The sequence below is a fragment of the Streptomyces sp. NPDC005878 genome (genome assembly GCF_040629815.1).
Taxonomy (GTDB): Bacteria; Actinomycetota; Actinomycetes; order Streptomycetales; family Streptomycetaceae; genus Streptomyces.
Map to the genome: position 1 here is coordinate 31,420 of NZ_JBEXWK010000008.1, position 24,812 is coordinate 56,231.

At 72.9% G+C, this 24,812-nt stretch carries 20 protein-coding genes; 4 read left to right on the top strand and 16 right to left on the bottom strand.

The window, feature by feature from the left end; all coding sequences use genetic code 11:
* Positions 1-95: 95 nt before the first annotated feature.
* The 10 genes from ABZ404_RS14970 to ABZ404_RS15015 form a co-directional block, all read right to left on the bottom strand.
* A complete protein-coding gene (locus ABZ404_RS14970) occupies positions 96-518 on the bottom strand; it encodes a cytidine deaminase (protein ID WP_358831726.1) in 423 nt (140 codons plus the stop codon).
* Positions 515-1,801: an ABC transporter permease gene (locus ABZ404_RS14975; RefSeq protein ID WP_358831727.1), complete on the bottom strand. Its 1,287-nt coding sequence runs from the start codon at positions 1,799-1,801 to the stop codon at positions 515-517. Before ABZ404_RS14975 ends, ABZ404_RS14970 begins: the two co-directional genes overlap by 4 nt.
* Positions 1,798-2,919 (bottom strand): ABC transporter permease, encoded by a 1,122-nt coding sequence (locus tag ABZ404_RS14980; RefSeq protein WP_358831728.1) that lies wholly within the window; start codon positions 2,917-2,919, stop codon positions 1,798-1,800. Before ABZ404_RS14980 ends, ABZ404_RS14975 begins: the two co-directional genes overlap by 4 nt.
* Positions 2,916-4,451: an ABC transporter ATP-binding protein gene (locus tag ABZ404_RS14985; protein WP_358831765.1), complete on the bottom strand. Its 1,536-nt coding sequence runs from the start codon at positions 4,449-4,451 to the stop codon at positions 2,916-2,918. The genes ABZ404_RS14980 and ABZ404_RS14985 overlap by 4 nt, the downstream gene beginning before the upstream one ends.
* A gap of 232 nt (positions 4,452-4,683) precedes the next feature.
* A complete protein-coding gene (locus ABZ404_RS14990) occupies positions 4,684-5,748 on the bottom strand; it encodes a BMP family ABC transporter substrate-binding protein (RefSeq protein WP_358831729.1) in 1,065 nt (354 codons plus the stop codon).
* Positions 5,749-5,888: 140 nt separating this feature from the next.
* On the bottom strand, positions 5,889-7,121 hold the full coding sequence (locus ABZ404_RS14995) for an amidohydrolase (protein ID WP_358831766.1): 1,233 nt from the start codon (positions 7,119-7,121) through the stop codon (positions 5,889-5,891).
* Between the two features lie 285 nt (positions 7,122-7,406).
* Positions 7,407-8,507, bottom strand: a complete 1,101-nt coding sequence (locus ABZ404_RS15000) for a hypothetical protein (RefSeq protein ID WP_358831730.1) — start codon at positions 8,505-8,507, stop codon at positions 7,407-7,409.
* A 16-nt stretch (positions 8,508-8,523) separates the two neighbouring features.
* The gene (locus tag ABZ404_RS15005) at positions 8,524-9,462 is read right to left on the bottom strand and encodes an N-acetylneuraminate synthase family protein (protein WP_358831731.1); all 939 of its coding nucleotides are present in this window, start codon (positions 9,460-9,462) and stop codon (positions 8,524-8,526) included.
* A 12-nt stretch (positions 9,463-9,474) separates the two neighbouring features.
* Positions 9,475-10,731, bottom strand: a complete 1,257-nt coding sequence (locus tag ABZ404_RS15010; RefSeq protein WP_358831732.1) for an acylneuraminate cytidylyltransferase — start codon at positions 10,729-10,731, stop codon at positions 9,475-9,477.
* On the bottom strand, positions 10,731-12,053 hold the full coding sequence (locus ABZ404_RS15015; protein ID WP_358831733.1) for a DUF6716 putative glycosyltransferase: 1,323 nt from the start codon (positions 12,051-12,053) through the stop codon (positions 10,731-10,733). The genes ABZ404_RS15010 and ABZ404_RS15015 overlap by 1 nt, the downstream gene beginning before the upstream one ends.
* Before the next feature lie 188 nt (positions 12,054-12,241).
* On the opposite strand from ABZ404_RS15015, the gene ABZ404_RS15020 reads away from it, so the two are divergent.
* Entirely contained in the window at positions 12,242-13,228 is a 987-nt protein-coding gene (locus ABZ404_RS15020; protein ID WP_358831734.1) for a glycosyltransferase family 2 protein, read from the top strand.
* The gene (locus ABZ404_RS15025) at positions 13,228-14,541 is read left to right on the top strand and encodes an alpha-2,8-polysialyltransferase family protein (RefSeq protein ID WP_358831735.1); all 1,314 of its coding nucleotides are present in this window, start codon (positions 13,228-13,230) and stop codon (positions 14,539-14,541) included. The genes ABZ404_RS15020 and ABZ404_RS15025 overlap by 1 nt, the downstream gene beginning before the upstream one ends.
* Here the strand turns inward: ABZ404_RS15025 and ABZ404_RS15030 are convergent.
* Complete coding sequence (locus ABZ404_RS15030; protein ID WP_358990472.1) at positions 14,471-16,009, bottom strand: FAD-dependent monooxygenase; 1,539 nt, start codon at positions 16,007-16,009, stop codon at positions 14,471-14,473. The two genes, ABZ404_RS15025 and ABZ404_RS15030, sit on opposite strands and share 71 nt — an antisense overlap.
* A gap of 130 nt (positions 16,010-16,139) precedes the next feature.
* On the opposite strand from ABZ404_RS15030, the gene ABZ404_RS15035 reads away from it, so the two are divergent.
* On the top strand, positions 16,140-16,784 hold the full coding sequence (locus tag ABZ404_RS15035) for a TetR/AcrR family transcriptional regulator C-terminal domain-containing protein (protein ID WP_358831737.1): 645 nt from the start codon (positions 16,140-16,142) through the stop codon (positions 16,782-16,784).
* Positions 16,785-17,120: 336 nt separating this feature from the next.
* On the opposite strand, the gene ABZ404_RS15040 is transcribed toward ABZ404_RS15035, so the two are convergent.
* A complete protein-coding gene (locus ABZ404_RS15040; RefSeq protein WP_358831738.1) occupies positions 17,121-18,719 on the bottom strand; it encodes a methylmalonyl-CoA mutase family protein in 1,599 nt (532 codons plus the stop codon).
* 93 nt (positions 18,720-18,812) lie between these two features.
* On the opposite strand from ABZ404_RS15040, the gene ABZ404_RS15045 reads away from it, so the two are divergent.
* A complete protein-coding gene (locus ABZ404_RS15045) occupies positions 18,813-19,703 on the top strand; it encodes a L,D-transpeptidase family protein (RefSeq protein WP_358831739.1) in 891 nt (296 codons plus the stop codon).
* 258 nt (positions 19,704-19,961) lie between these two features.
* Here the strand turns inward: ABZ404_RS15045 and ABZ404_RS15050 are convergent, their stop codons facing one another.
* From ABZ404_RS15050 to ABZ404_RS15065, 4 genes are all read right to left on the bottom strand, one after another.
* Complete coding sequence (locus ABZ404_RS15050) at positions 19,962-21,143, bottom strand: hypothetical protein (RefSeq protein ID WP_358831740.1); 1,182 nt, start codon at positions 21,141-21,143, stop codon at positions 19,962-19,964.
* Positions 21,143-21,784, bottom strand: a complete 642-nt coding sequence (locus ABZ404_RS15055) for an RNA polymerase sigma factor (protein WP_358831741.1) — start codon at positions 21,782-21,784, stop codon at positions 21,143-21,145. The genes ABZ404_RS15050 and ABZ404_RS15055 overlap by 1 nt, the downstream gene beginning before the upstream one ends.
* Positions 21,785-22,066: 282 nt before the next feature.
* On the bottom strand, positions 22,067-22,657 hold the full coding sequence (locus ABZ404_RS15060) for an RNA polymerase sigma factor (protein ID WP_358831742.1): 591 nt from the start codon (positions 22,655-22,657) through the stop codon (positions 22,067-22,069).
* 54 nt (positions 22,658-22,711) lie between these two features.
* Positions 22,712-24,277, bottom strand: coding sequence for a family 20 glycosylhydrolase (locus ABZ404_RS15065; RefSeq protein ID WP_358831767.1), 1,566 nt, complete (start codon positions 24,275-24,277; stop codon positions 22,712-22,714).
* Between the last annotated feature and the right edge of the window lie 535 nt (positions 24,278-24,812).

The window sequence follows — 24,812 nt, forward strand, 5'->3', positions numbered from 1 at the left end:
GTTCGTCCGTACGGTATACGCGACTCTACGCGCATAGAGAGGTCTGACGGATGCGGCCCCTCCCTGGCTGATCAGCAACGGAGGGGCCGCGGTGGTTACTTGGGGTCCTGCGTGAGGTGGTCCGGCCCGAAGGCCTGCGGGAGCATCGCCGTCAGCGGCAGGACACCGTCCGGGGTCTCCAGCAGCAGGTCCGGTCCGCCGTGCTCGAAGAGCAGCTGGCGGCAGCGGCCGCAGGGCACCAGGACGGCGCCGTGGCCGTCGACGCACACGAAGTGCGTCAGGCGCCCACCGCCGCCGAGCCGCAGCGCCGAGACCAGCCCGCACTCCGCGCACAGGCCGAGGCCGTAACTGGCGTTCTCTACGTTGCAGCCGGTGATGGTGCGCCCGTCGTCCACGAGCGCCGCCGCGCCGACCGGGTAGCCCGAGTACGGGGCGTACGCCCGGGACATGGCGTCCCGGGCCGCCTCGCGCAGGGCCTCCCAGTCGACGGCGGGGGCGGCGGGGGCGTCCGGCGTCACTTGCCCTGGCCCTTGCGGTAGCGCATGCCGTCGGCCTTGGGCATCCGCAGGCGCTGCGCGGAGAGCGACAGCACGAGCAGGGTGACGACGTACGGCGTGGCGCCGACGAAGTCGCTGGGGACGTCGTCGGTGACCAGGTACCAGACCAGGATCGCGGCGGCCACGACCGCGCTGACCGCCGCCTGGACCATCGCCTTCCGGTACGCCTTCCAGGCCGCCAGGGCGACGAGGAGGATCACGAGCAGGAGCAGCAGCGCGTGGACGGTGGTGCCGCCGTTGCGCAGCTGGAGCGCGTCGGAGAAGCCGAAGAGGCCCGCGCCCATGGCGAGTCCGCCCGGCCGCCAGTTACCGAAGATCATCGCGGCGAGACCGATGTAGCCGCGGCCGCCGGTCTGGCCCTCCAGGTAGATGTGCGAGGTGACCAGCGCGAGGAACGCGCCACCGAGACCGGCGAGACCGCCGGAGACGGCGACCGCCGCGTACTTGTACGAGTACACGTTGACGCCGAGGGACTCGGCGGCGATCGGGTTCTCGCCGCAGGAGCGCAGCCGCAGGCCGAACGCGCTCTTCCACAGCACCCACCAGGTGCCCACGAAGAGCAGCACGGCGATGACGGTGACCCAGGAGACGTGGGTGACCACACCGCCGAGGATCCCGGCGAGGTCGGAGACCAGGAACCAGTGGTGCTTCTGGATCGACTCCAGGCCGGAGGACAGGCCCGGGACCGTGAAGTCGGGCAGGGACTCGGCGGGCGGCGACTGCTTGGGGTTGCCGCCCTTGGCCGCCGCGTCGCCCTCGTTGAAGAAGAGCTTCGCCATGTACTGCGTGGCGCCGAGCGCGAGCAGGTTGACGGCCACACCGGAGACGATGTGGTCGACGCCGAAGGTGATGGTGGCGACCGCGTGGACGAGGCCGCCCAGCACGCCGAAGCCGACGCCCGCGATCAGGCCGAGCCAGGGGCTGGACTGCCAGCCGACCCAGCCGGCGCCGAACGTGCCGAGGATCATCATGCCTTCGAGGCCGATGTTGACCACGCCGGCCCGCTCGGACCACAGGCCCGCGAGGCCCGCGAGGCCGATCGGCACCGCGAGGCCGAGGGCCGCGCTGATCTGGCCGGTGGAGGTCAGCTGGTCGGCGCCGGTGATGACGCGCACGGCGGAGACCAGGATCAGCGCGCCCGCGATGATCATCAGGATCTGCGCCAGGGAGAACGTGCGCTTGGCGTTGCCCTTGAGCCCGGCCGGGGGCGGCGGGGTCTTGGCGGGGGTCGTCGTGACGCTCATGCCGTCACCTCCTGCTTCTTGGCGGCCTGGGCCGCGAGCTCGGCGCCGACGCGCTGCTGCTGGCGCTTGAGGCCGTAGCGGCGGACGACTTCGTACGCGATCACGACGCACAGGACGATGACGCCCTGGATCACGCCGAGGATCTCCTTGTCGTAGCCGATGACTTCGAAGTGGCCGGTGGTGCGCTCCAGGTAGCCCCAGACCAGCGCGGCGAGCGCGACGCCCACCGGGTGGTTGCGGCCGAGCAGCGCGACGGCGATACCGGTGAAGCCGAGGCCGAGCGGGAAGCTGTTGTCGAACTGGTGGCTGTCGTTGAGCAGCGTCGGCAGACCGACCAGACCGGCCACCGCACCCGAGATGATCATGCTGGTGATGATCATCTTCTTGACGTTGGCACCGCTGGCCGCGGCCGCGGACTCGGACTGGCCGACGGCCCGCAGGTCGAAGCCGAAGCGGGTGCGGCCGAGCACGAACCAGTAGGCCAGGCCGACGAGCACCGCGATGACGACGAAGCCCCAGATCTGACCGGCGTCACCGTTGTCGATGTGGAAGAACCAGGAGCTGTGCGGCAGCGGCTTGGTGGAGACGAGCGTGCCCGCCTGGTCGAGCTGGCCGAGCCGCTCGGGCTGGAGCAGATAGGCGATGATCGCGGTCGCGATGGCGTTCAGCATGATGGTCGAGATGACCTCGCTGACGCCCCGGGTGACCTTGAGGACGCCCGCGATGGCCGCCCACAGGGCGCCCGTCACCATCGCCGCGAGGATCATCAGCGGGATGGCGACGATGCCCGGCAGCGAGACCGCGCCGCCGATGACGGCGGCGAGGAAGGCCGCGATGCGGTACTGGCCGTCCACACCGATGTTGAAGAGGTTCATCCGGAAGCCGACGGCCACCGCGATGCCCGCGAGGTAGTACGTCGTCGCCTTGTTGAGGATGTAGACCTGGCTGTCGCTGGCGGAGCCGTACGACAGCATGTCGTCGAAGGCGGGCATCGGGTTCTTGCCGGTGGCCAGGATGACCAGGGCGGTGACGACGAGCGCCGCCACCACCGCGAGCACGGGGGCCGCGATCGCGAGGAGCAGCTTCTCCCTGTCGATGCGCTGGGTGAACTTTTTCATCGGTCCTCTCCCCCGGTGCTGTCGTGGTGCTCCAGATGGCCGGCGGCGGCGCCGGTCATGGCGGAGCCCAGCTCCTCAGGGGTGATCGTGGCGGGGTCGGCGTCGGCGACCAGGCGGCCGCGGTACATCACCCGCAGGGTGTCGGACAGGCCGATCAGCTCGTCCAGGTCGGCGGAGATCAGCAGCACCGCGAGGCCCTCGCGGCGGGCCGTGCGGATCTGGTCCCAGATCTGCGCCTGTGCGCCCACGTCCACGCCCCGGGTGGGGTGCGCGGCGATCAGGAGCTTGGGGTTGTGGCTCATCTCGCGGCCGACGATCAGCTTCTGCTGGTTGCCGCCGGAGAGCGAGGCCGCGGTGACCTCGATGCCCGGGGTGCGCACGTCGTACTCGCGCACGATGCGCTCGGTGTCCGCGCGCGCGGCCTTGTTGTCGAGCAGACCGCCCTTGGAGTTGGGGCGCTCGGTGACGTGGCCGAGGACGCGGTTCTCCCAGAGGGGGGCCTCCAGGAGCAGGCCGTGGCGGTGGCGGTCCTCGGGGATGTACCCGATGCCGCCCTCGCGGCGCTTGCGGGTGGGCGCGTGCGAGATGTCGGTGGCGTCGAGGGTGATGACACCGCCGTCCGGGTCGCGCATGCCCATGATGGCCTCGACGAGCTCGGCCTGGCCGTTGCCCTCGACGCCGGCGATGCCGAGCACCTCGCCCTTGTGGATGGTGAAGGACACTCCGGAGAGCACCTCGCGCACCACGCCGTCGGGGTCGGTGGCGGCCAGCTTCAGCTCCTCCACCTTGAGCATCGGCACATCGGTGACGGTCGACTCGCGGGTCTCCGGGGACGGGAGCTCGCTGCCGACCATCAGCTCGGCGAGCTGCTTGGTGGTGGTGTTCCTCGGGTCGGCGGTGCCGACCGTGGTGCCGCGCCGGATGACGGTGATGTCGTCGGCGACCGAGAGCACCTCGCCCAGCTTGTGGGAGATGAAGATGACCGTCAGGCCCTCGGCCTTGAGCTCGCGCAGGTTGTCGAAGAGCGCCTCGACCTCCTGCGGGACCAGGACGGCCGTCGGCTCGTCGAGGATGAGGGTGCGGGCGCCGCGGTAGAGGACCTTGAGGATCTCCACGCGCTGGCGGTCGGCGACACCGAGGTCCTCGACCAGGGCGTCGGGACGGACGCCCAGGCCGTACGCGTCCGAGATCTCCTTGATCTTCTTACGGGCCTTGGCGCCGATGCCGTACAGCTTCTCGCCGCCGAGGACCACGTTCTCCAGGACGGTGAGGTTGTCGGCGAGCATGAAGTGCTGGTGCACCATGCCGATCCCACGGGCGATGGCGTCGGCGGGGCTGTGGAAGACCGCCTGCTCGCCGTCGACGGTGATGGTTCCCTCGTCCGGCTTCTGCATGCCGTAGAGGATCTTCATCAGGGTCGACTTGCCGGCACCGTTCTCACCGCAGAGGGCATGGACGGTGCCCTTCTTGACGGTGATGTCGATGTCCTTGTTGGCGACGACGCCGGGGAATCGTTTGGTGATGCCGCGCAGTTCGACGGCGGGAGGACTGGACGCGTTGATGGCGCACTCTCCTACGAGAAGGAGGGGGGTGGGGGCAGAGGGCGTGGTGACGCTAGCGCGCCAACTCCCGCCTACGCGCGTAGAGTTGACACATCGTTATGGGCTCGGCGGGGAGGGGGCTCTCCCTCCCCGCCGAGCCCGTCACTGCTTCAGTGCCGTGACGCGGTCCGGCCCCCGCGAGGGGGCCGGGTCACGGCCCGGATCACGGGGTCGTCTTGACCTTGATCTGGCCGTCGACGATCTTCTTCTTGGCCTCGTCGAGCTTGGCCTTGATGTCGTCGATGAAGCCGCCGCTGGTGGCGAGGGACACGCCGTCCTTGGCCAGCGGGTAGCTGTTGGTGCCGGTCAGCGGCTTGCCGTCCTTGACCGACTTGACCAGGTCGTAGACGCCGATGTCGACGTTCTTGACGACCGAGGTCAGGATCGAGGACTTGTACTTGGCCAGCGAGGCCTGGTTGTACTGGTCGGAGTCGACACCGATCGCCCAGGCGCCCTTCTTGCCCGCGACGGCCTCGATGGCGCCGTTGCCGGAGGAGCCGGCGGCCGTGTAGACGACGTCGGCGCCGTTGTCGAGCATGCCCTGCGCGGCGGCCTTGCCCTTGTCGGGGCTGGCGAAGCCGGAGGTGTCCGAACCGTGCGACAGGTACTGCGGGTCGACCTTGACGCCCGGCTTGGTGTCCTTGACGCCCTGGACGAAGCCCGCCTCGAACTTCTTGATGAGCGGAACGTCCACACCGCCGATGAAGCCGACGTGGTCGGTCTTCGTCTTCAGGGCGGCGGCGACACCGGCCAGGTAGGAGCCCTGCTCCTCGGTGAAGACGATGTTGTCGACGTTCTTGGCGCCCTCGACGACCGAGTCGACGATGCCGAAGCTGGTCTTCGGGAACTTGGCGGCGACCTGCTTCATCGAGTTGGCGTAGGCGTAGCCGATGCCGATGACCGGGTTGTAGCCCGCCTGGGCGAGCTGCGTGAGGCGCTCGACGCGGTCGGCCTCGGTGTCGGTCGTCTTGGCCGTCAGCTCCTTGATCTCACCGCCGAACTCGCCCTTGGCCTTGTCGATGCCGCGCGCGGCGGAGTCGTTGAACGAGTGGTCGCCACGGCCGCCGACGTCGTACGCGACACCGACCTTGACGCCCTTGCCGCCCGCGCTGGACGACGCGGAGGAGTCCTTGTCCTTCTCGGAGGACGTGCTGCCACACGCGGTGGCGGAAAGAGCGAGGGCGGCGGTGGCGATACCGGCCGCAGCGATCTTGGATACCCGGCGCACGAGGAGGTCCCTTCAAAACGAACCGAGAGCGCCCCTACCGGCGCTGGTTTCGCGTCGGATCGTAACGCGCGTAGATGTCGCGTAAAGACCTGTTCGGAAGCCGTTATCGAATCGCCGCGAACAGACGATGAAGTGTCCGGTTACGAACGGTGTCCTTCCAGCAGCGCAGCGGCAGTGAAGAGCTCCACACCGACCTTGATGGCGGCCTCATCGGCGTCGAAATCACCCCGATGCAGGTCAAGGCGGGCGTTGGACCCCGGGGTGCGGACGCCGAGACGGGCCATCGCGCCCGGCACGCGCTCCAGGTACCACGAAAAGTCCTCGCCACCCAGACTCTGCTCGGTGTCCTCGATCGAATAGGGCCCTCGGCGCGCCGTCTGAGCGTCGCGCAGGAGTTCGGCAACGGCCGGATCGTTGACCACCGGCGGCACGCCGGGGACATAGTTGATCTCGGGCTTCGCCCCGTGCAGAGTGGCGACCTCGTAGATCGCGGCGTGCACCTTGTCGGGCGCCTCCCGCCACGCCTCCAGGTCCAGGCAGCGCACGGTTCCGGCCAGCTCCGCGCGCATCGGGATGACGTTGCAGGCGTGCCCGGAGTCGATCCGGCCCCAGGTGACGGCGAGCCCCGCCCGGGCGTCGATGCGGCGGGCGAGCAGCGCGGGCACGTCGGTGACCACCCGGGCGGCGGCGGTCACCAGGTCGGTGGTCAGGTGCGGGCGGGCGGTGTGGCCGCCCGGCCCGTCCAGGGTGATCTCCAGCCGGTCGCAGGCCGAGGTGATCGCCCCGGTCCGCAGCCCGATGCGGCCCGCGTCCACGCGCGGGTCGCAGTGCACCGCGATGATCCTGCCCACGCCGTCGAGCGCGCCGGAGCGGATCGCGTCGGTGGCGCCGCCCGGCAGCACCTCCTCGGCGGGCTGGAAGACCAGCCGGACCGGGTTGGGCAGCAGGCCCTGCCGTTCGAGGTCGGCCAGGACGAGACCGGCGCCGAGCACGGTGGTGGTGTGGATGTCGTGTCCGCAGGCGTGCGCCCGATCGGGGACCGTGGAGCGGTACGGCGTGTTGACCTTGGCGTCCGGGATCGGCAGGGCGTCGATGTCCGCCCTGATCGCCAGCATGGGCCGTCCCCCCTTCCAGGTGCCGACATCGCACAGGAGTCCGGTACCGCTGTCGAGGACCCGGGGCTTCAGCCCGGCCGCCTCGAGGCGCTTCTTGATCGCCGCGGTGGTACGGAACTCCTGGTTTCCCAGCTCGGGGTGCATGTGCAAGTCCCGGCGGAAGCCGATGAGTTCGGCGCGCAGGGGCTCGGGGAGCAACCCGGGCAGCGGGGCTTCCCCGGGCAGCTCGGCGTCGGGTTCGTCGGAGGCGCGCGACATCAACTGGTTCACCTGTTGAAGAGTAGGCCCCTTCAAGGGCCAACTAACCGTCGATCAACAAAAGTTCAGCCCGATAGGGGAAAGAAATCTGTCCTTCCGGCGGTTGTCCCCCTTCCTGGCTGGGTAAACTCGCCGCCCGCTTCTCAGGCGTGTCGCAGCGGTTTCCCAGCGCCCTCTCAGAGGGATCTCAGCGCCGTCTCGGCGCACCGCCCCGGGCCGGGGCGTGACGGTGCCCGGCCGGGCCTCTGCCGCGACCGGACGGCGTCCCGGTGGGCGGATGCCCGCTCAGGCCGCGACCATGCGCAGCCCATGGGCGGTCCGGGCCGAGCCGGTGACGTCCGCGAGGAAGCCCTGGGCGCGCGGCGAGGCCTTCTCGGTGAGCCAGCCGGGGTCGATGTCGCAGACCAGCAGCCGCACCCCGGTGCCCGCGAGCGCCGGCGGCAGGGTGTGGACGACGGTCGAGGGAAAGCTGAGGATCGTCCGCCCGACGGGCCCCCGGCGGGCGATGAGCTCCAGCGGCAGGTCCGGCCGGACGATCTCGAGGCCGGTCCGCAGGTGCAGGGTGCGCAGCTTGTCCGGGGATTCGCGGCGGTGGGCGAAGTACCGGGTGGCGCCGTGGGTGCGGGCCAGGGCCGCGACCGCCTCCTGATAGCGGTCGGGGTCGACCACACCCGTCTCCACCAGCGAGGTGCCCACCATGTCGGCGCCCTTGGTGATGCGCGGGGGACCGAACCGGGCCCGGGTCCAGCCGAAGGTGTTCGGGGTGACCGTGACCGCCTCCGGCGCCTGGACGGGCATGGCGCTGAACACCTCGACCGTACGGCCTGGCGCCGGGGTGAGGCGACGGCGCGCCGAGGCGGCGAAGGGGGCGAACACCAGATCGCGCGCCCCTGCCCGGCTGCCGCGCCGGTGCCAGCGCACCAGCCGCTCGCCGCTACCGAGCTGGGCGACGAACTCCATGGTGGCGGTGCCGTCGTCGACGACGACCAGGTCACGGGCGCGCGCCACGGTGAGGAGCAGCTGGACGTAGCGCGAGAACGGGTCGCCGATGACGATCCGCTCCGCGCGGCGCAGCAGCGAGGAGAGGCCGCCGATGGTGCGCAGGGGGGCGCTCGGCCCGCCGCGGGCCTCCTCCCAGCGCACCCGCATGCCCTCCTCGCGGGCCAGCTCCGCCATCCGGCGCAGCTGGCCGCGGGACATCGGGTCGGTGGGCGAGAGGACGACGACGGTGAGGTCGTCGTGGCCGGCCGCCGCGCCCCGCGGGCCGCACCGCTGGGCCGGTACGCCGTTCAGGAGCGGGCGCGTGGAGTGGGCCCACTCCAGCACGTTGAGCAGCTGGACCGGGCTCTCCACGAAGGCGATCGTGGCGGAGGTGTCCCGAGGCACGGCGGCCGGCCCCGGCTCAGACCGAGACCGGCGCGCGGTCGGCGCCGGCCGTCTCGGCGTCGGCCTCGGCGACGACCCCGGGGACCCGGCGCAGCTTCTTCATCGGGGCGAGCTCCGACTCGTAGACCTTCTTGACGCCGTCGCCGAGCGCGGCCTCGATGGTGCGGATGTCGCGGACCAGGCGCGCCAGGCCGCCCGGCTCGACGGAGGCGGCCTGGTCGGAGCCCCACATGGCGCGGTCCAGGGTGATGTGGCGCTCGACGAAGGTGGCGCCGAGGGCGACGGCGGCGAGGGTCGTCTGGAGGCCCGTCTCGTGGCCGCTGTAGCCGATGGGCACGTTGGGGTACTCGGCCATCAGGCTGTTGATCACCCGCAGGTTGAGCTCCTCGGCCCGGGCCGGGTACGTGGAGGTGGCGTGGCAGAGCAGGATGTTGTCGCTGCCGAGGACCTCGACGGCGTGCCGGATCTGCCGGGGGGTGGACATGCCGGTGGAGAGGATGACGGTGCGGCCGGTGGCGCGCAGGGCGCGCAGCAGCTCGTCGTCGGTGAGCGAGGCGGAGGCGACCTTGTGGGCGGGCAGGTCGAACTTCTCCAGGAAGGCGACAGCCTCGGTGTCCCACGGGGAGGCGAACCAGTCGATCCCGCGCTTGGCGCAGTGCTCGTCGATGGCGCGGTACTCCGACTCGCCGAACTCCACCCGGTGGCGGTAGTCGATGTAGGTCATCCGGCCCCACGGGGTGTCGCGCTCGATGTCCCACTGGTCGCGCGGGGTGCATATCTCCGGGGTGCGCTTCTGGAACTTGACGGCGTCGCAGCCGGCGTCGGCGGCGGCGTCGATCAGGGCGAGGGCGTTGCCCAGGTCACCGTTGTGGTTGATGCCGATCTCACCGGTGACGTACACCGGCCGACCCGGTCCGGCGGTGCGGCTGCCGAAGGTGCGCAGACGGTTGCTCATGAGGGGGTGTCCTTACTGGGCGGTGGCGGTGGGGAGCGGGGGGTTCGGCACAGGGGTGTGGTGGAGCTCGGGTCCGAGGAGCCAGGCGGCGATCTCGCGGATCGCGCCCTCACCGCCGGGGGTGGCGGTGACCGTGCGCGCGGCGGCGCGCACGGAGTCGTGGGCGTCGGCGACCGCGACCGGCCAGCCGACGAGGGAGAAGCAGGGCAGGTCGTTGACGTCGTTGCCCGCGTAGAGCACCCGTGCCGGGTCGACGGCGTTCTCCTCGCACCACTGCTTGAGGGCGAGGTCCTTGCGGTCGACTCCGTGCAGGACGGGGATCCGCAGCTTGCGGGCGCGGGCGGCGACCACCGGGTTCTGCTCGGTGGAGAGGATCAGCAGCTTCAGGCCGGAGCGGCGCAGGGCCGCGACGCCGAGCCCGTCGCCCCGGTGCACGGCGACCAGTTCGCGGCCCTCGGCGTCGATGAGGACGCGGTCGTCGGTCTGGGTGCCGTCGAAGTCGAGGACGACCGCGTCCACCTCGTCGCGGGCCGGGATACGGGCCGGGTCGAGCAGTGGCGCGAGCGCGCGGGCGCGGGCCAGGTCGTGCGGGTCGTCGATCTCCAGGACCCGGGCCGGGTCGGTGCGCACCAGCGCGGTGCGGCCGAAGAAGCGGTGCCGGTGGGTGCGGAAGCCCTCGGCGTCCATGGCGTAGGCGGCGCCGGTCTCCAGGAAGTCCTGGGGGCGGTCCTGGCGGCGCGGGCGGAAGGCCTTGTCGTGGCCCAGGCCCTCGCCGCCGTCCGGCGACTCGCGCCAGACGAAGCCGTGGAAGGGGGCGACGGTGACGGCCGTGTCGGCGCCGTCCACCACGACGGCCGCGGCGACCCCGTCCACGTCCTCGTGGCTCAGGAACGGGCTGGTGCACTGCACGAGCAGCACCACGTCGGCGTCCCTGGCGTAGGCGGCGCCGCTCTCCAGGGCGTGCAGCACCGCGGCCTCACTGGTCGCGGTGTCCCCGGCGATCGCGGCGGGGCGTACGACGACGTGGGCGCCGGCCGCGGCGGCGGCGGAGGCGATCGCCGGGTCGTCGGTGGAGACGGCGACGTCGGTGACGTGGCGGGCGGCGAGGCAGGCCCGTACCGCCCGGACGACCAGCGGGACGCCGCCGACCGCGGCGAGGTTCTTGCCGGGGACGCCCTTGGAGCCGCCCCGGGCCGGGATGACGGCCAGGACCTTCCTGGGCCGGGCGCCGGGCGTGGGCCGGGCGGCCGTCGCGGGCTGCGTGTTCATCAGAGTTCTCCCATCCGGCGGATGGCCGGGGCCACGCGCTGCACTCCGTGGCGGTAGGCCCCGCGGGCCGCGTCCCGTACGGCGTCGCGCACCAGGCGGCGTACGCCGGTGGCCTCCGCCTCGGGTGCGGCGCCCGGCAGCGGGGTGCCGTCGGGGGCGAGGTGGTGGCGGGCGAGGATGCCGGGCAGATAACCGGGCGCGGTGGTGGGCGTGTAGTACGGGCGTACGGGCGGCAGTCCGGGGCGGGTCACCAGATCGGCGATGCGCGCGCGGGCCGTGTCGAAGGCGGTGGCGTACGCGTCGCCCGGCGCGACGCCCTGCGCGGCGAGCCAGCCGGCGTCGGGGACCGGGCGGTGGCCGGCGTCCAGCTCGTCCCAGGAGGCGAGGCAGCCGGATCCGACGAAGTGGTGGTTGCCCAGGTTCTCGCGTACCCCGAGGTCGGTGAGGACGGCAGTGGGCACCGAGCGGTGCAGGGATTCCAGGGCCGCCGTCGAGGAGACGGTGACGAGCAGGTCGGCGCGGTCCAGGACCTCGCCCATGTTCCCGTACACCAGCCGGAAGTTGGGCGGCACTTCGAGGGAGCGGACGAGCTTCTGGTAGGGCTGCTCCTCGATGTGCGTGGTGTGCTCGCCGGGCCGGGAGCGCAGTTTGAGCAGCACCTCGCGGCCGGGGTGGCGGCGGGCGTGGCCGATCAGGCGGCGCAGCAGGTAGAGCCGGTCGGCGCGGCTCTCGGGCACCGAGGGCTGGGCGGCGAAGACGAGCGTGTCGCGGCCCGGCTCGGGGCGGTGGGGCGCGCCCCCGAGGAAGGGCAGGGCGGCCTCGGTGACCGCCGAGGCGTCGGCGCCCACGCCCTCGTACACCGCCCGGAACCGCGCGGCGTCGTGGGCCGAGTTGGCGAGGACCACGTCGGCGCCGTGGCGCAGCAGCAGGCCGTCGGTGAGCTTCTCGTAGACGACGCCGACGTAGCCGGTGACCAGGACGGGCCTGCGCGTCCCGGCCGGCCACAGCCGGGCGAGGCCGTGCAGCGCGGCCTGGGCGGCGCCGCCGACCAGCGCGAGGACCACCACGTCGTACGGCTCGCGCTCGACGGCGTGCAGGAACCCGGCCATCGTCACCTCGCGCAGCGCGTCGGCGCCGACGCCGACCTCGGCGAGCTGGCGCGGGGTGGGAGTGGCCCGGCCGCGCAGCAGGAAGCCGCTGAGTTCCGGCGGGCGCTCGGCGATGCGGCGGGCGGTGAGGGCACCCCATTTCCACCGCGTGTCGGAATCGGCGACGACGGCGATCCGGGGCGCGGTGGCGGTGGGATTCGTAACGGACGGCACGTCGAAGAAGCTAGGAATCCATTCCGTTTGGCGGCCCAACTGGGCCGCAACAGATGGTTAACAGCGCGTCTACGCACGGGGAAAGGGCCCGTGGGGCGAACGGGTTAACAGCCCGGTCGCCCACTGTTCACCCACCATCCCTCGCACGGACAGGGCGCATGACGCGGCGCCGCTTTAGCGTCACCCGGGTGGTCAAGCTCTCCGTGGTCGTGCCGTTCTACAACGTGCGCGCCTATGCCCCCGACACCCTGAGAAGTCTGCGCGACAACGCGCGAGAGGACTTCGAGTTCCTGCTGGTCGACGACTGCTCCTCGGACGGTACGGCCGCGCTCCTCGCCCGCGCCGAGCGCGAGCTGCCGGGGGCGGTGGTCCTCACCCACGAGAAGAACGGCGGTCTCGCCACCGCGCGCAACACCGGCATCGACGCGGCGCGCGGCGAGTACGTCACCTTCCTCGACGGCGACGACTGGCTGGCGCCCGGCTACTATCGCCAACTCGTCGCCGCTATCGAGGAGTTGGGCTGCGACTTCGTGCGCACCGACCATGTCCAGTGCACCGGCACCCGGCGCTCGGTGCAGCGGGTGCCGCACGGGCGGCGCGGCGAGGTGCTGGACCCGCGCGCGGCGATCCTGCCGACCACCCGCTCGACCTCGGTGGACTACGCGTTCGCCTGGGCCGGGATCTACCACCGGCGGCTGGTGGAGCGGGGTCTGCTGCACTTCACGGACGGGCTGCGCACGGCCGAGGACCGGCCGTGGATCTGGCGGCTGCACCGGGAGGCGGAATCCTTCGCGGTGCTGGGTCTGCTCGGGGTGTACTACCGGCGCGGAGTCGCCACCTCGCTCACGCAGATAGGCGATGTACGCCAGCTGGATTTCCTGCGGGCTTTCGACCAGGTGGTCGAGGAAACGGCCCGGGATTCCCGTGCCGCGGAACTGCTGCCGAAGGCGGTACGGACGTACTGCGCCATTATCTCCCACCACCTGGGTAATAGGGAGCGATTCGAACCGGCCGTGGCGCGCGAACTGCGGAGCAGGAGTGCGGAGGCGTTGAGAAGAATGCCGCAGGACGTCCTCGACGAGGCGCTCGGCTCGATGGACTCGGCCCGCGCCTCCCGGCTGCGGCGGCTGCGCGGCCGCACCCGCTCCCTCACGTCGGCGGGGGCCGCGGCCTGATGCCTACGACGCAGATCTTCCTCGCCACCACGGTGTACGGGACGGCGACGCTGGCCGCCGCGATCGACAGCGGCTGCTTCGGCCCCGCCGACCGGCGCCTGCTCCTCATCAGCAACAACGCGCCCGTCCCGGAGACCGCGCCCTCCCTCGACACCATGCCGGGCTTCGCGTCCCTGCGCGGGCGCTTCGACGGGGTGCTGTCGTGGAACGACACCATCGCGCCGATGCATCCGGCCGGCTGGGCGCCGCGCCCGGACGACGTGCCGCTGTGGGAGCGGCAGTTGCGGCGCGCCTGGGACCTCGGCGACGACCGGATCGAGCTGGCCGTGGAGTCCATCCAGGTCAACCCGGCGGGCGCGGTCGCCCAGCTCTTCCCGGACGCGCCCCTGCACGTGTACGCGGACGGGCTGATGAGCTACGGCCCCACCCGCAACAAGCTGGACCCGCTGGTGGGTTCGCGGGTGCGGCGGGTGCTGCACCTGGACCTGGTGCCAGGCCTGGAGCCGCTGCTGCTCGGTGAGTTCGGGGTGGGCGCGGAGGTGATCCCGACGGCGGCCTTCACCAAGGTGGTGGGCGAGCTGTCCGCCGAGGGCGCCGGCCTCGACGTGCCCGAGGGCGCGGCCCTGCTGCTCGGCCAGTACCTGGCCGCGCTCTCGATCCTCACCGAGGACGAGGAGGAGCGGCTGCACCTCGCCATGGTGCGGGGCGCCGCCGCGCGCGGCCACCACCGGATCGTCTTCAAGCCGCACCCCTCGGCGCCGCCCGCCTGGACCGAGGCACTGCGCACCGAGGCCGGGGCGCTGGGCGTGGAACTGACCGTCCTGGAGAGCGCCCTGCCGGCCGAGGTGCTGTACGAGCGCCTCGCCCCCGCCCTGGTGGTCGGCTGCTTCTCCACGGCGCTGATGACGGCGTCCGCGTTCTACGGCCTCCCGGTCGCCCGCACCGGCACGGAACTCCTCCTGGACCGCCTCACCCCGTACCAGAACAGCAACCGGGTGCCGGTGACGCTGGTGGACGCGCTGCTGCCGCCCCTGGACGGCGAGGCCCCGCGGCCCCCGGACGACCCGGCGGCGCTGCTGGCGGCGGTCGGCTACGCGATGCAGTCCGAGATCCGCCCCGACCTGCGCCCCGCCGCCGAGCAGTACCTCACCCACCAGCTGACCCCGCACACCTGGCGCTACTTCAAACGCCGCCGCCTGACCACCCTGGCCCTCCCCGGCGCCCTCCCCACCCAGCTCGCCTTCATCCCCCGCAACGCGACGGTCCGGAGACTGGCCCGACGGGCACGGGCTGTGCGGCGCCGGTTGCGCTGACGGCCGCGGCGGATGGGCCGGCGGCCGAGGCGGGCGGGCCGGCGGTCGCGCCGACCCGCGCCAGGTACCCGGTGAGGCCCCTCGGGGTTTCGCCCGCCCAGCCCACGTATCCGTCCGGGCGGATGAGGAAGAGTCCGCGTCCGTACGGCTCGTACGCGGTCAGGGTGTGGACGTGGACCAGTTCGCTCTCCAGTGCCGGGGCCTCGGTGCCGATGGCCAGGAGGGTGAAGTGGGGGCCGCTGTACAGGTCGAAGAGGCGGCCCTCGGGCAGGACGCCGTCGGGGGCGCGGTCGCCGGCCTCCAGGGAGCCCGCCCGGCCCACCGAGAGCGGGCCGCCCCGGTAGCCGATGCCGAGCTGCTTGACCTCGTTGCCGCGCCGGCTGTCCCCGCCGAGCAGGGCCTTGCGGTGCAGGCGGGTGCTGATGCCCAGGACGTCGGCGGCGACCGGCCGGCGCTCCGCCTCGTAGGTGTCGAGCAGATCGGCCGGAGCGCCGTGCCGCAGTACCTGGCCGAGCTTCCAGCCCAGGTTGTAGGCGTCCTGGACACTCGTGTTCAGGCCCTGGGCGCCGGCCGGTGAGTGCACATGGGCGGCGTCCCCGGCGAGGAAGACGCGGCCCACCCGGAACCGCTCGGCGAGCGCGGCCCGGGGCCGGAAGTCCGAGGCCCAGACGACCTCGGCGATCTCGTCGGCGGTGACCGGCGTACGGGCGGCGATCAGCTTCCGTACGCCCTCGGGGCTGGTGTCCGCCACCGTGTCCACGTCGTCGTACTGGGCGACCATCTGGAACAGCCGGGGGGCGCCCGGCAGCGGGCAGAGCACCAGGGCGCCGCCGTCCCCGCCCGTCCACACGTGCCAGTGCTCCTCGTCGACGAACGCGTCCGGCGCGACGACCACGTCCGCCACCAGCATCGGCTTGGGGTCGACCGACTCGCCGCGCAGGGCGACGCCGAGCAGCCTGCGCACGGTGGACCGGCCGCCGTCGGCCGCCACCAGATGGCGGGCGCGGACCTCGCGGCCGTCCGCGAAGCGGGCCGTGACCGCGTGCTCGTCCTGGTCGAGCCCGGCCAGCCCGGCGCCGAAGACGACCTCGCCGCCGAGGGCGCGCAGCTGGTCGTGGAGCAGCGCTTGGAAGTGCGCCTGGCCGATGAGCAGGCCGTTCGCGTACGGGGTCTGCTCGGTGGGCTCCGAGCGCTCCATCATGTCCCACTCGCGCCCGCGCGTCGTCCCGTCCGGGCCCTCCCAGGAGAGCATCCGGGGGTACTCGCGCCCGGCCGCGCGGACCGTCTCCAGGATGCCGAGGTCGTGCAGCACCTCCTGGGTGCGCGGCTGGAGGCCCTTGCCGCGCGAGCCGGGGAAGAGGTGGTCGGCCTTCTCGACGAGCAGGGCGGGGACGCCGCGGCGGGCGAGGTCGATGGCGAGGACGAGGCCGGTGGGGCCGGCTCCGCAGATGAGTACGTCCGTGTCCACGGCCGTCTGCCCGTCCCCGGCCGTGTCCCCGTTTCCGTTTCCTTCCACGGCCGTGTTCCCGTCCACGCTTTCCTTAACGTTGTTAAGTTCCATGCCGGGAGCATGTGCTTAACGGTGTTAAATTGTCAAGGTGGCTACGACGAGAATCGACCGGGCGCTGGTCGCCGACACCGCGCTGCGGCTCCTGAACGAGGTGGGCCTCGACGGGCTCACCCTGCGGGCGATCGCCAAGGAGCTGAAGGTCCAGGCGCCCGCGCTCTACTGGCACTTCAAGAACAAGCAGGCGCTGCTCGACGAGATGGCGACGGTGATGTACCGGCGGATGGCCCAGGACGCGCCCGGCGTCCCCGGCGTCTCCCCCGACGCGCCCTGGCAGGAACAACTGGCCGGGTTCAACCGGGCGTTGCGGGCCATGCTGCTGAGCTACCGGGACGGGGCGAAGGTGTACGGGGGCGCCCGCTTCACCGGCACCGACCACGCCGGGGCGCTGGAGGCGCTGCTGTCCGCGATGGGTGCGGCGGGCTTCGGCCCGAGCGAGGCGGCCCTGGCCGGGACGACGGCGTACGCCTACACGATGGGCTTCGTGGCGGAGGAGCAGGGGATGGGGGCCGAGCCGTTCGACGTGGGGGCGCGGGCGGCACGGCTGGCGGAGTACCCGCTGGCGGCGGCGGTGGGGCCGGATCTCTTCGAGGGGTACGAGGAGCGGTTCGAGGCGGGGTTGCGGATGGTGATCGCGGGGGTGGAGGTGGTGCGTGGGGGGCGGGGTGGTGCCTGAGGCCGCGTTTCGGCTGCGGGCGCGTGGGGGCCGGGGGGCCGGGGGGCCGGTCGCGCAGTTCCCCGCGCCCCTGAAGCCCCTTTCGTCTGCGGGCCGTGCCGGGTTGCTCGCGCAGTTCCCCGCGCCCCTAAAAGCCCTCCGTCCGCGGACCGTGCCGAGCTGCTCGCGTCGTTCCCGGCGCCCCAAAAGCGCCCTTCGTCTGCGGACCGTGCCGGGTGCTCGCGCAGTTCCCCGCACCCCTGGAGCCCCTTTCGTCTGCGGGCCGTGCCGGGTTGCTCGCGCAGTTCCCCGCGCCCCTAAAAGCCCTCCGTCCGCGGACCGTGCCGAGCTGCGGAGTCAGAACGCCTCGTGGGGTTCGTACGTGCCCCACACCTCGCGCAGTGCCCCGCACACCTCCCCCACCGTCGCCCGTGCCGCCAGTGCCTTCTTCATGGGGTACAGGACGTTCTCCGAGCCCTCGGCCGTCCGGCGCAGTTCCTCCAGGGCCGCGGTGACCGCCGGTCCGTCGCGGTCCGCGCGCAGCGAGGTCAGGCGGGACGCCTGGCGGGCCTCGATCGCCGGGTCCACCCGCAGCGGCTCGTACGGCTCCTCCTCGTCGAGGCGGAAGCGGTTCACCCCGACCACCACCCGCTCCCCGCTGTCCGTCTCCCGTGCGATCCGGTACGCCGAGCGCTCGATCTCGCCCTTCTGGAAGCCGTGCTCGATCGCGCCCACCGCCCCGCCCAGCTCCTCGACCCGCTCCATCAGCGCCAGCGCCGCCGCCTCCACGTCGTCCGTCATGGACTCGACGACGTACGAACCGGCGAAGGGGTCGACGGTCGCCGTCACGTCCGTCTCGTAGGCGAGGACCTGCTGCGTACGCAGGGCCAGGCGCGCGCTCTTGTCGGTGGGCAGCGCGATCGCCTCGTCGAAGGAGTTGGTGTGCAGCGACTGGGTGCCGCCCAGCACCGCCGCCAGGCCCTGCACGGCGACCCGGACCAGGTTCACCTCGGGCTGCTGGGCGGTCAGCTGCACCCCGGCGGTCTGGGTGTGGAAGCGCAGCATCCACGACCTGGGGTCCTTCGCGCCGAAGTCCTCCCGCATCACCCGCGCCCAGATCCGGCGGGCCGCGCGGAACTTGGCGACCTCCTCCAGGAGCGTGGTGCGCGCGACGAAGAAGAACGACAGGCGCGGCGCGAAGTCGTCCACGTCCATGCCGGCCGCGACCGCCGTCCGCACGTACTCGATGCCGTCGGCCAGGGTGAACGCGACCTCCTGCGCGGGCGAGGCCCCCGCCTCGGCCATGTGGTAGCCGGAGATCGAGATCGTGTTCCACCTGGGCAGCTCGGCCCGGCAGTACCGGAAGACGTCCGCGACCAGCCGCAGCGACGGCTTCGGCGGGAAGATGTAGGTGCCGCGGGCGATGTACTCCTTGAGCACGTCGTTCTGGACCGTGCCCGTCAGCGCGTGCGCCGGGACGCCCTGCTCCTCGGCGACCAGCTGGTACATCAGGAGCAGCAGCGCGGCCGGCGCGTTGATCGTCATCGAGGTCGAGACCTCGCCCAGCGGGATGCCGTCGAACAGGACCCGCATGTCCTCGACGGAGTCCACGGCCACCCCCACCTTGCCGACCTCGCCGTGCGCGAGCGGCGCGTCGCTGTCGTACCCCATCTGCGTGGGCAGGTCGAAGGCGACCGAGAGGCCGGTGGTGCCGTGGGCGATGAGCTGCCGGTAGCGGGCGTTGGACTCGGCCGCCGTGCCGAAGCCGGCGTACTGGCGCATGGTCCAGGGGCGTGCCGCGTACATCGTCGGGTAGACACCCCGGGTGAACGGATACCCGCCCGGCTCACCCAGCTGCCGGGCCGGGTCCCACCCGTCGAGGGCTTCCGGCCCGTAGACCGGGTCGAGAGGCAGACCGCTCTCGGTGCGCCGGGCACCGTCCGACTCGCGCGCCATGGGTTCCGCCTCGCTTCCTCGACGGGTTGTTGCAACCGTTCGGCCCGGGAAACAGTCTCTGGGATCACCAGAGGGAATATCAGGGGGGCGACGATGCGCCGGATCCATCTCACCACTGTCATAGCCAGAACGCTCGCCGCGGCCACGGTCCTGACCGTGACCGCCGCGTGCGGTGCCCAGACCGACAAGGCGTCGGGGACCACCGCCGACCAGAAGCCCGCAGCGCAGGCGCCCTCGGCGGCGCCCGCGGCGGACACCACCGCCAACGACCACCAGCCCGAGACCGCCGGCCTGGCGGACGCGCCGGTCACCACGGACCGCGCGGCCACCACCGCCGCCAGGCCCCAGCCGAAGGTCCTGATGGCGGCCGGTTCGCGGGGCGCGCAGGTCAAGGAGCTCCAGGCCCGGCTCGCCCAGGTCGGCTGGTTCGACGACACGCCGACGGGGACGTACGGCAGCGTCACCACCGCCGCCGTCAAGGGTTTCCAGAGCAAGCGCGGCCTGCCCGCCACCGGCACGGCCGACGCCGCCACCTGGCAGCGGCTGGGCGTCATGACGACCAAGCCGACCCGCCAGGAGCTCGACGGGAAGGCCGTCAACAAGCCGAAGACCAAGCTGGACAAGCGCTGTATGACCGGCCGCGTGCTGTGCATCAGCAAGACCACCCGCACGCTCAACTGGGTGGTCAACGGCAAGGTGCAGTCCTCGATGGACGTACGGTTCGGCTCGCAGTACACGCCGACCCGCGAGGGCGTCTTCAAGGTCTTCCTGAAGAGCAAGAACCACGTCTCGTCGATCTACCACACGCCCATGCCGTACGCGATGTTCTTCAGCGGCGGCCAGGCCGTGCACTACTCGTCGGACTTCGCCAAGCGCGGGTACGCGGGTGCCTCGCACGGCTGTGTGAACGTGCGCGACAAGGCCAAGCTCGCCAGGCTCTTCGACCAGGTGAAGGTGAACGACAAGGTCGTCGTCTACTGGTGAGTGCCGTTTGGCGGTGAACGCCGTCCGCCCGGTGGGCGGGCCATCCGGCCCGGTGGGCCGGTCCTCGTGACCGGGTCGCCGGGCCGTTCGCTGTCCGGCCGTCGGCCGGCCGGAAGAGGGAGGGCGCGGGCGGGACCGGGGGAACGTGTCCCGCCCGCGCCGTTCGCGCCGAGCCTTGGGTACGGGGGGAACCCCGGCTCTGGGCGCCGCCGATGACCAGTCGGCTCACTTCCTACTGCGTCGGCGGCCCGAAAAGTGTCACACCCGCTGTTCGGCCCGGTGAACGAGCGCCCGGTCGGCGCTCTGGAGGGCGGAGTCCACCGGCGTGAGCGGGCCCTGCGCCCGGCGTACGCGGGAGGTCGGCGGGACGTCCGGCGCGGCCGGCGGCAGGGCCGGGGCGCGCATCTCCGGCAGGGCCGGCAGCCCGGGGAGCCCGGGCGAGCCCTGCGCGGGCGGGGTGGACCAGCTCACGGTCGGCAGCTTCAGGACGGAACCGTCGCGGCCGCCCCGGCCGCCGGAGACACCGCCGTGGCCCCCATGGCCGTCCCCCTTGTCGTCCTTGTCCTCGCCGGAGCCGCCCTTGCCGCCCGAGCCGCCGGATCCGCCCTTGCCGCCCGAACCGCCCTTGCCGCCGGTGCCGCCCTTGGCGCCCCGCTCGGCCTGTTCGATCACGCTGTCGCAGAACTGCTTCACCTTGGCCGCGCCCAGAGCGGCGATTTCCAGCCGGTGGCGGCGGTTCTGGTCGAGGCGCCCGGAGCGGTAGTCGCGGCAGTACTCGACCTTCTGGGCAGCCCAGTCGTCCTGCTTGCCCCCGTCCGAGGGCGCCGGGTCCGGCGTCGTCCTCGGGGCCGGGGAGGTGCCCGGCGTGGTCGCGCCGGGGGTGGCGGGCTGCCCCGAGGCGGTGCGGCCCGGGGCCGGGGAGCGCGGGCCGACGGGGGTGCCGGTGCGCCCGGACACCGGGCCGGAGGCGATCGGGGACGGGGTCGCGGCGGCCGACACGGACGACACGGGCTCGGGGTCGGCGGTGCCGAGGCCCGGCAGCACTCCGGTCCCGGCGGCCATGGCCACCCCGCCCAGGGCGCATCCGGCGATCGCCGCGGCAAGGCCGAAGCGGACCGGGCGCAGCCGGCGCCGGGGCGCGCGGATGCCGCGCGGCTCGCGCCCGACCCGTACGACGGTGTCGGCGGGCGCGACCGCGGGGGCGTCCGCATCGGCGCGGGCGCGGCGGAACGCGGCCAGCGCGGCGGCCTCGCCCGGCAGCTCGCGGGCGGCCGGGGCGTCCATGGCCTGGCGTACGTCGGGGCCGGCCAGCGCGCGCAGGACGGCGGTGAGCCGTTCGGCCTGCTCGCGGGCGCGGTCGTCGGCGGGAACGACGTTCTCTCCGCGGAGCAACCGCTCCGCGGCGTCCTCGTCCAGCCATTCGTGGCGCTCGTCGGCCATCACATGTCCTTCTGCGTCGGCGCGCCCGATTGCGTCACACCGCACGACCGGTTCCGTTGCGGCGGCACTCCGCCGAGATCCGCCGGGCCGTTCTCCGTACCCAGCAGTTCGGCCAGCCGCTTGAGGCCGCGGTGGGCGGCCGTGCGCACCGCGCCGGGCCGCTTGCCCAGGGTCTCGGCCGCGCTCTTGGCGTCGAGGCCGACGACCACCCGCAGCACCACGGCCTCGGCCTGGTCCTGCGGGAGCTGGGCGATGAGCGCCATCGTACGTCCGGTGGAGAGGGCCTCCATCGCCTCGCCCGCGGTGTCGGAGTCGGCGGGGCGGCCGGTCAGCTCGGTCTCGTCGCCGCCCACGGCGGGGCGCCTGCCGCGCATACGGATGTGGTCGAGGGCCCGGTTGCGGGCGATGGTCGCGGCCCAGCCGCGGAAGCGGTCGGCGTCGCCGCTGAAGCGGTCGATGTCCCGGGCTATCTGGAGCCACGCCTCGGACGTCACGTCCTCCGCGTCGAACTCGCCGACGAGCGAGCGGGTGTAGCCGAGCAGCCGTGGATGCACCGCGCGGTACACAGCACGGAACGCGCTCTCGTCGCCGCCCTGTGCCGCGAGTATCGCGGCGGTCAGCTCCGCGTCTTCCCCCTGCACTCCCCGCACCTTGCTCTGGTGTCGCAGCTGGTCTGGCTGCCGCGCCGACCGGCGCGAAGGAGCACGCTACGGCCTGGACGGCGGTTAAGTCCATTACTTGTACAACTCGCAACAATTCACTGACAGAGCGCGGTGTGACAGAAAACGCAGTCATGGCGCTGAGAGGAGTACGGGGTCGCCACACGGCCCCGACGGAAGACGGCCGGGGCCTCTCCTGTGGGGGGTGGCGGCCCCGGCCGTCCTTCCGCGCAGGCGCCGCCCGCCGACGCGGGTGCGCGCCCGTCACGGCAGGTCCCGCTCCCCCTCCATGCCCCGCGCCAGCCGCCGCAGCCCCCGGTGCGCCGAGGTGCGCACGGACCCGGGGCGTTTGCCGAGGACCCGCCCGGCCGCCGCCCCGTCGAGCCCGGCCACCACCCGCAGCAGCACCGCCTCCGCCTGTTCGCGCGGCAGGGTGGCGATCAGCTGGAGCGCCCGGCGGGTGGAGAGGAACTCCAGGGCCGCCTCGGCCGTGTCCTGGCCGCCGGGCAGTTCGAGCGCCTCCTGGTCGAGCCCGACCGTCCTCGGTCTCCGCTTCTGGCGGCGCAGATGGTCCAGGGCGCGGTGGCGCGCGATGGTCGCGGCCCAGCCGCGGAAGCCCGCCCCGTCGCCGTGGAACCGCCCCAGGTCACGGGCGATCTCCAGCCACGCCTCGGAGGCCACGTCCTCGGCCTCGGTGCCCACCAGCGACCGCGTCTGGGCGAGCAGCCCGGGGTGGACCAGCCGGTAGACGACGGCGAAGGCCCGCTCGTCGCCGCCCTGAGCGCCCGCGACGGCGGCCCCGAGCTCCGCGTCGTCGCTCCGTGTCCGGCCACGGCGCCGGCCCCCGCCCCCCATGGTCTGTTCTGCGCGCGGGCGGCCCGAAGTGTCACAGCCGGGCCCGCGCCGGGCTCACCCCAGCTTGTCGGCGAGCTCCTTGAAGTCCTCCCACTCCAGGGCCGGGGTGCGCGGGTCCCACAGCTTCTGGGCGGTGGCCCGCAGCGGCATCCGGATGCCCCGGGCCACCTGGTCCTGGGTCTGGGCGTCGGCGTGGTCGCACCAGACGGCGAACCGGGCGCCGAGCACCTGCCCGGAGTAGCGGTCGGGGACGGGCTTGGTGCCGCGCAGCACCAGCGGCGTCCACTCCTGGTAGATGCGCCGGCCGGTGGGGTACTTGAAGGCGTTGGGCTCGCCCAGGACGTAGTACAGGTACTCGTCGTTGAGGTTGACCGTCCTGCGCCCCTCGGCCAGGTACTCCTCGGGCGCGCGGGCGCCCAGCTCCTTGCCGGTCCAGTACTCGACCTCGCGGGCCGGGTCGGGGGCGACGGAGGTGCCCTTGAAGTAGCCGTCGTTCCAGGCCTTGAACTTCTTGCCGTACGGGCGCAGCGCCGCCGCCCGGTCGTTGAGCCAGCCGGTCGCCAGGTCCGCGATGCCCGCCTTGGGTCCGTACTTGGCGCGCGCGGCCTCGGCGAGCGCCGGGTAGGAGGCCGCCGGGTCCTTGGCCGTCAGCGCCAGGTACTCGTCGCCGCCGAGGTGCCAGTACGCGCCGGGGAACAGGTCCGCGTACTCGCGCAGCAGGTCGTCGACGATCCGGGCGGCGTCCGGGTTCGCCAGGTCGACCGCGCCCTGGACCGGGTGCCCGTTCGCGCCGCGCAGCGCGAGCGCCGGGTGCGCCGCGATCACCGCGCCCAGGTGCCCCGGCGAGTCGATCTCGGGGACCACCTCGATGTGCAGCCGGCGGGCGAGCGCGACGATCCGGTCGACCTCGCGCTTGCTGAGGTGGTCGCGCGAGACGACCTCGGGGTGCGAGGCGGACTCGATGCGGAAGCCCTGGTCGTCGGAGAAGTGCAGACCGAGCTGGTTGAGCTTGAGGTCGGCCATCTCCCGCAGCCGGCTCTCGATCCAGCCCGCCGTGAAGGGCTTGCGGGCGATGTCGAGGTTGAGCCCGCGCTGCGGCCGGTCGGGCCAGTCCTCGACGACGCCCTCGGGCATCACCCCGCCGTCGCTCAGCGCCTGCTTGAGCGTGCGGGTGCCGTAGAAGACTCCGGCCTCGTCGGGGCCGGTGATGCGCACGGTCCGCTCGCGGACGGTCAGCGCGTACGACTCAGGGGTGGCCCCGGCCTTGGGGGCGAGCGCCAGCTCGATGTCCCCGGCCCGGGGCGCGGCCCCCTGCGCGTACTGCCTGCCGAGCTCCTCCGCGAGCAGCTGGGCCTCGTCCGCCAGCGACTCGCTGCCCGCGGGCACGACGACCCGGGTGGCGGCGACGGGCCGGAAGCCGGGGCCCCGGGCGGGCTCGTGCTGCCGTACGGAGGGGATCGTGCGGGGCGGCGAGGAGATCGGGTAGATCTGGGCGGGCGAAGGGGAGGTGCCGGGCTTGGGGTCGACCCGGCCGCCGTGGCCGCCGTGGGTGTCGTCCTCCGGCCAGACCAGCACGGTGAGCACGAGGGCGGCCACGGCCGCCACGGCGACACGCGCCATCAGGGCGCCCCGGCTGATCCGGGCCGTCCGCTCACCCCGGGCGCCGTCGGCGCCTCCGGCACTCCTGGACTGCGACATCACTCAGAATCCTCCCATACGGGAACAACCACGGCGAAGGCGAGGCGGGAAACCCGGGAGTCGTCCACTATGCGCACTCCACCCCTCACGTCCGGGTGAAATCCGCGCGACCGCCGGACACCCTCCACTCCGCGTCGATAGCGTGGCGGCACTCCCACCCCTCCTTCACCTCCCACCTCTCCGCACGTCTCCGCTTGTCCCCGCCTGCCCCTGGGACCGCCGTCTCCCACCGGAGCGCGTCCGAAGCCCCGGCCGGCCGCGTTCGTCGTCCGTTGCGAGGAGCCCACGCCGCCGGTGAATCCCCCGCCGGCCCCCGCAAGCGACCGCCGCCACTCCATCACACTCCCCGCGCCCCGGGCCGCCCGGCCGAACCGTCGCTCATCCCCGCCAACCCCCACATTCCGGACCCGGTCGGCCCGGACGAGGAGCGGGCCGTCGCCGCCGGCGAGCCGCGCCG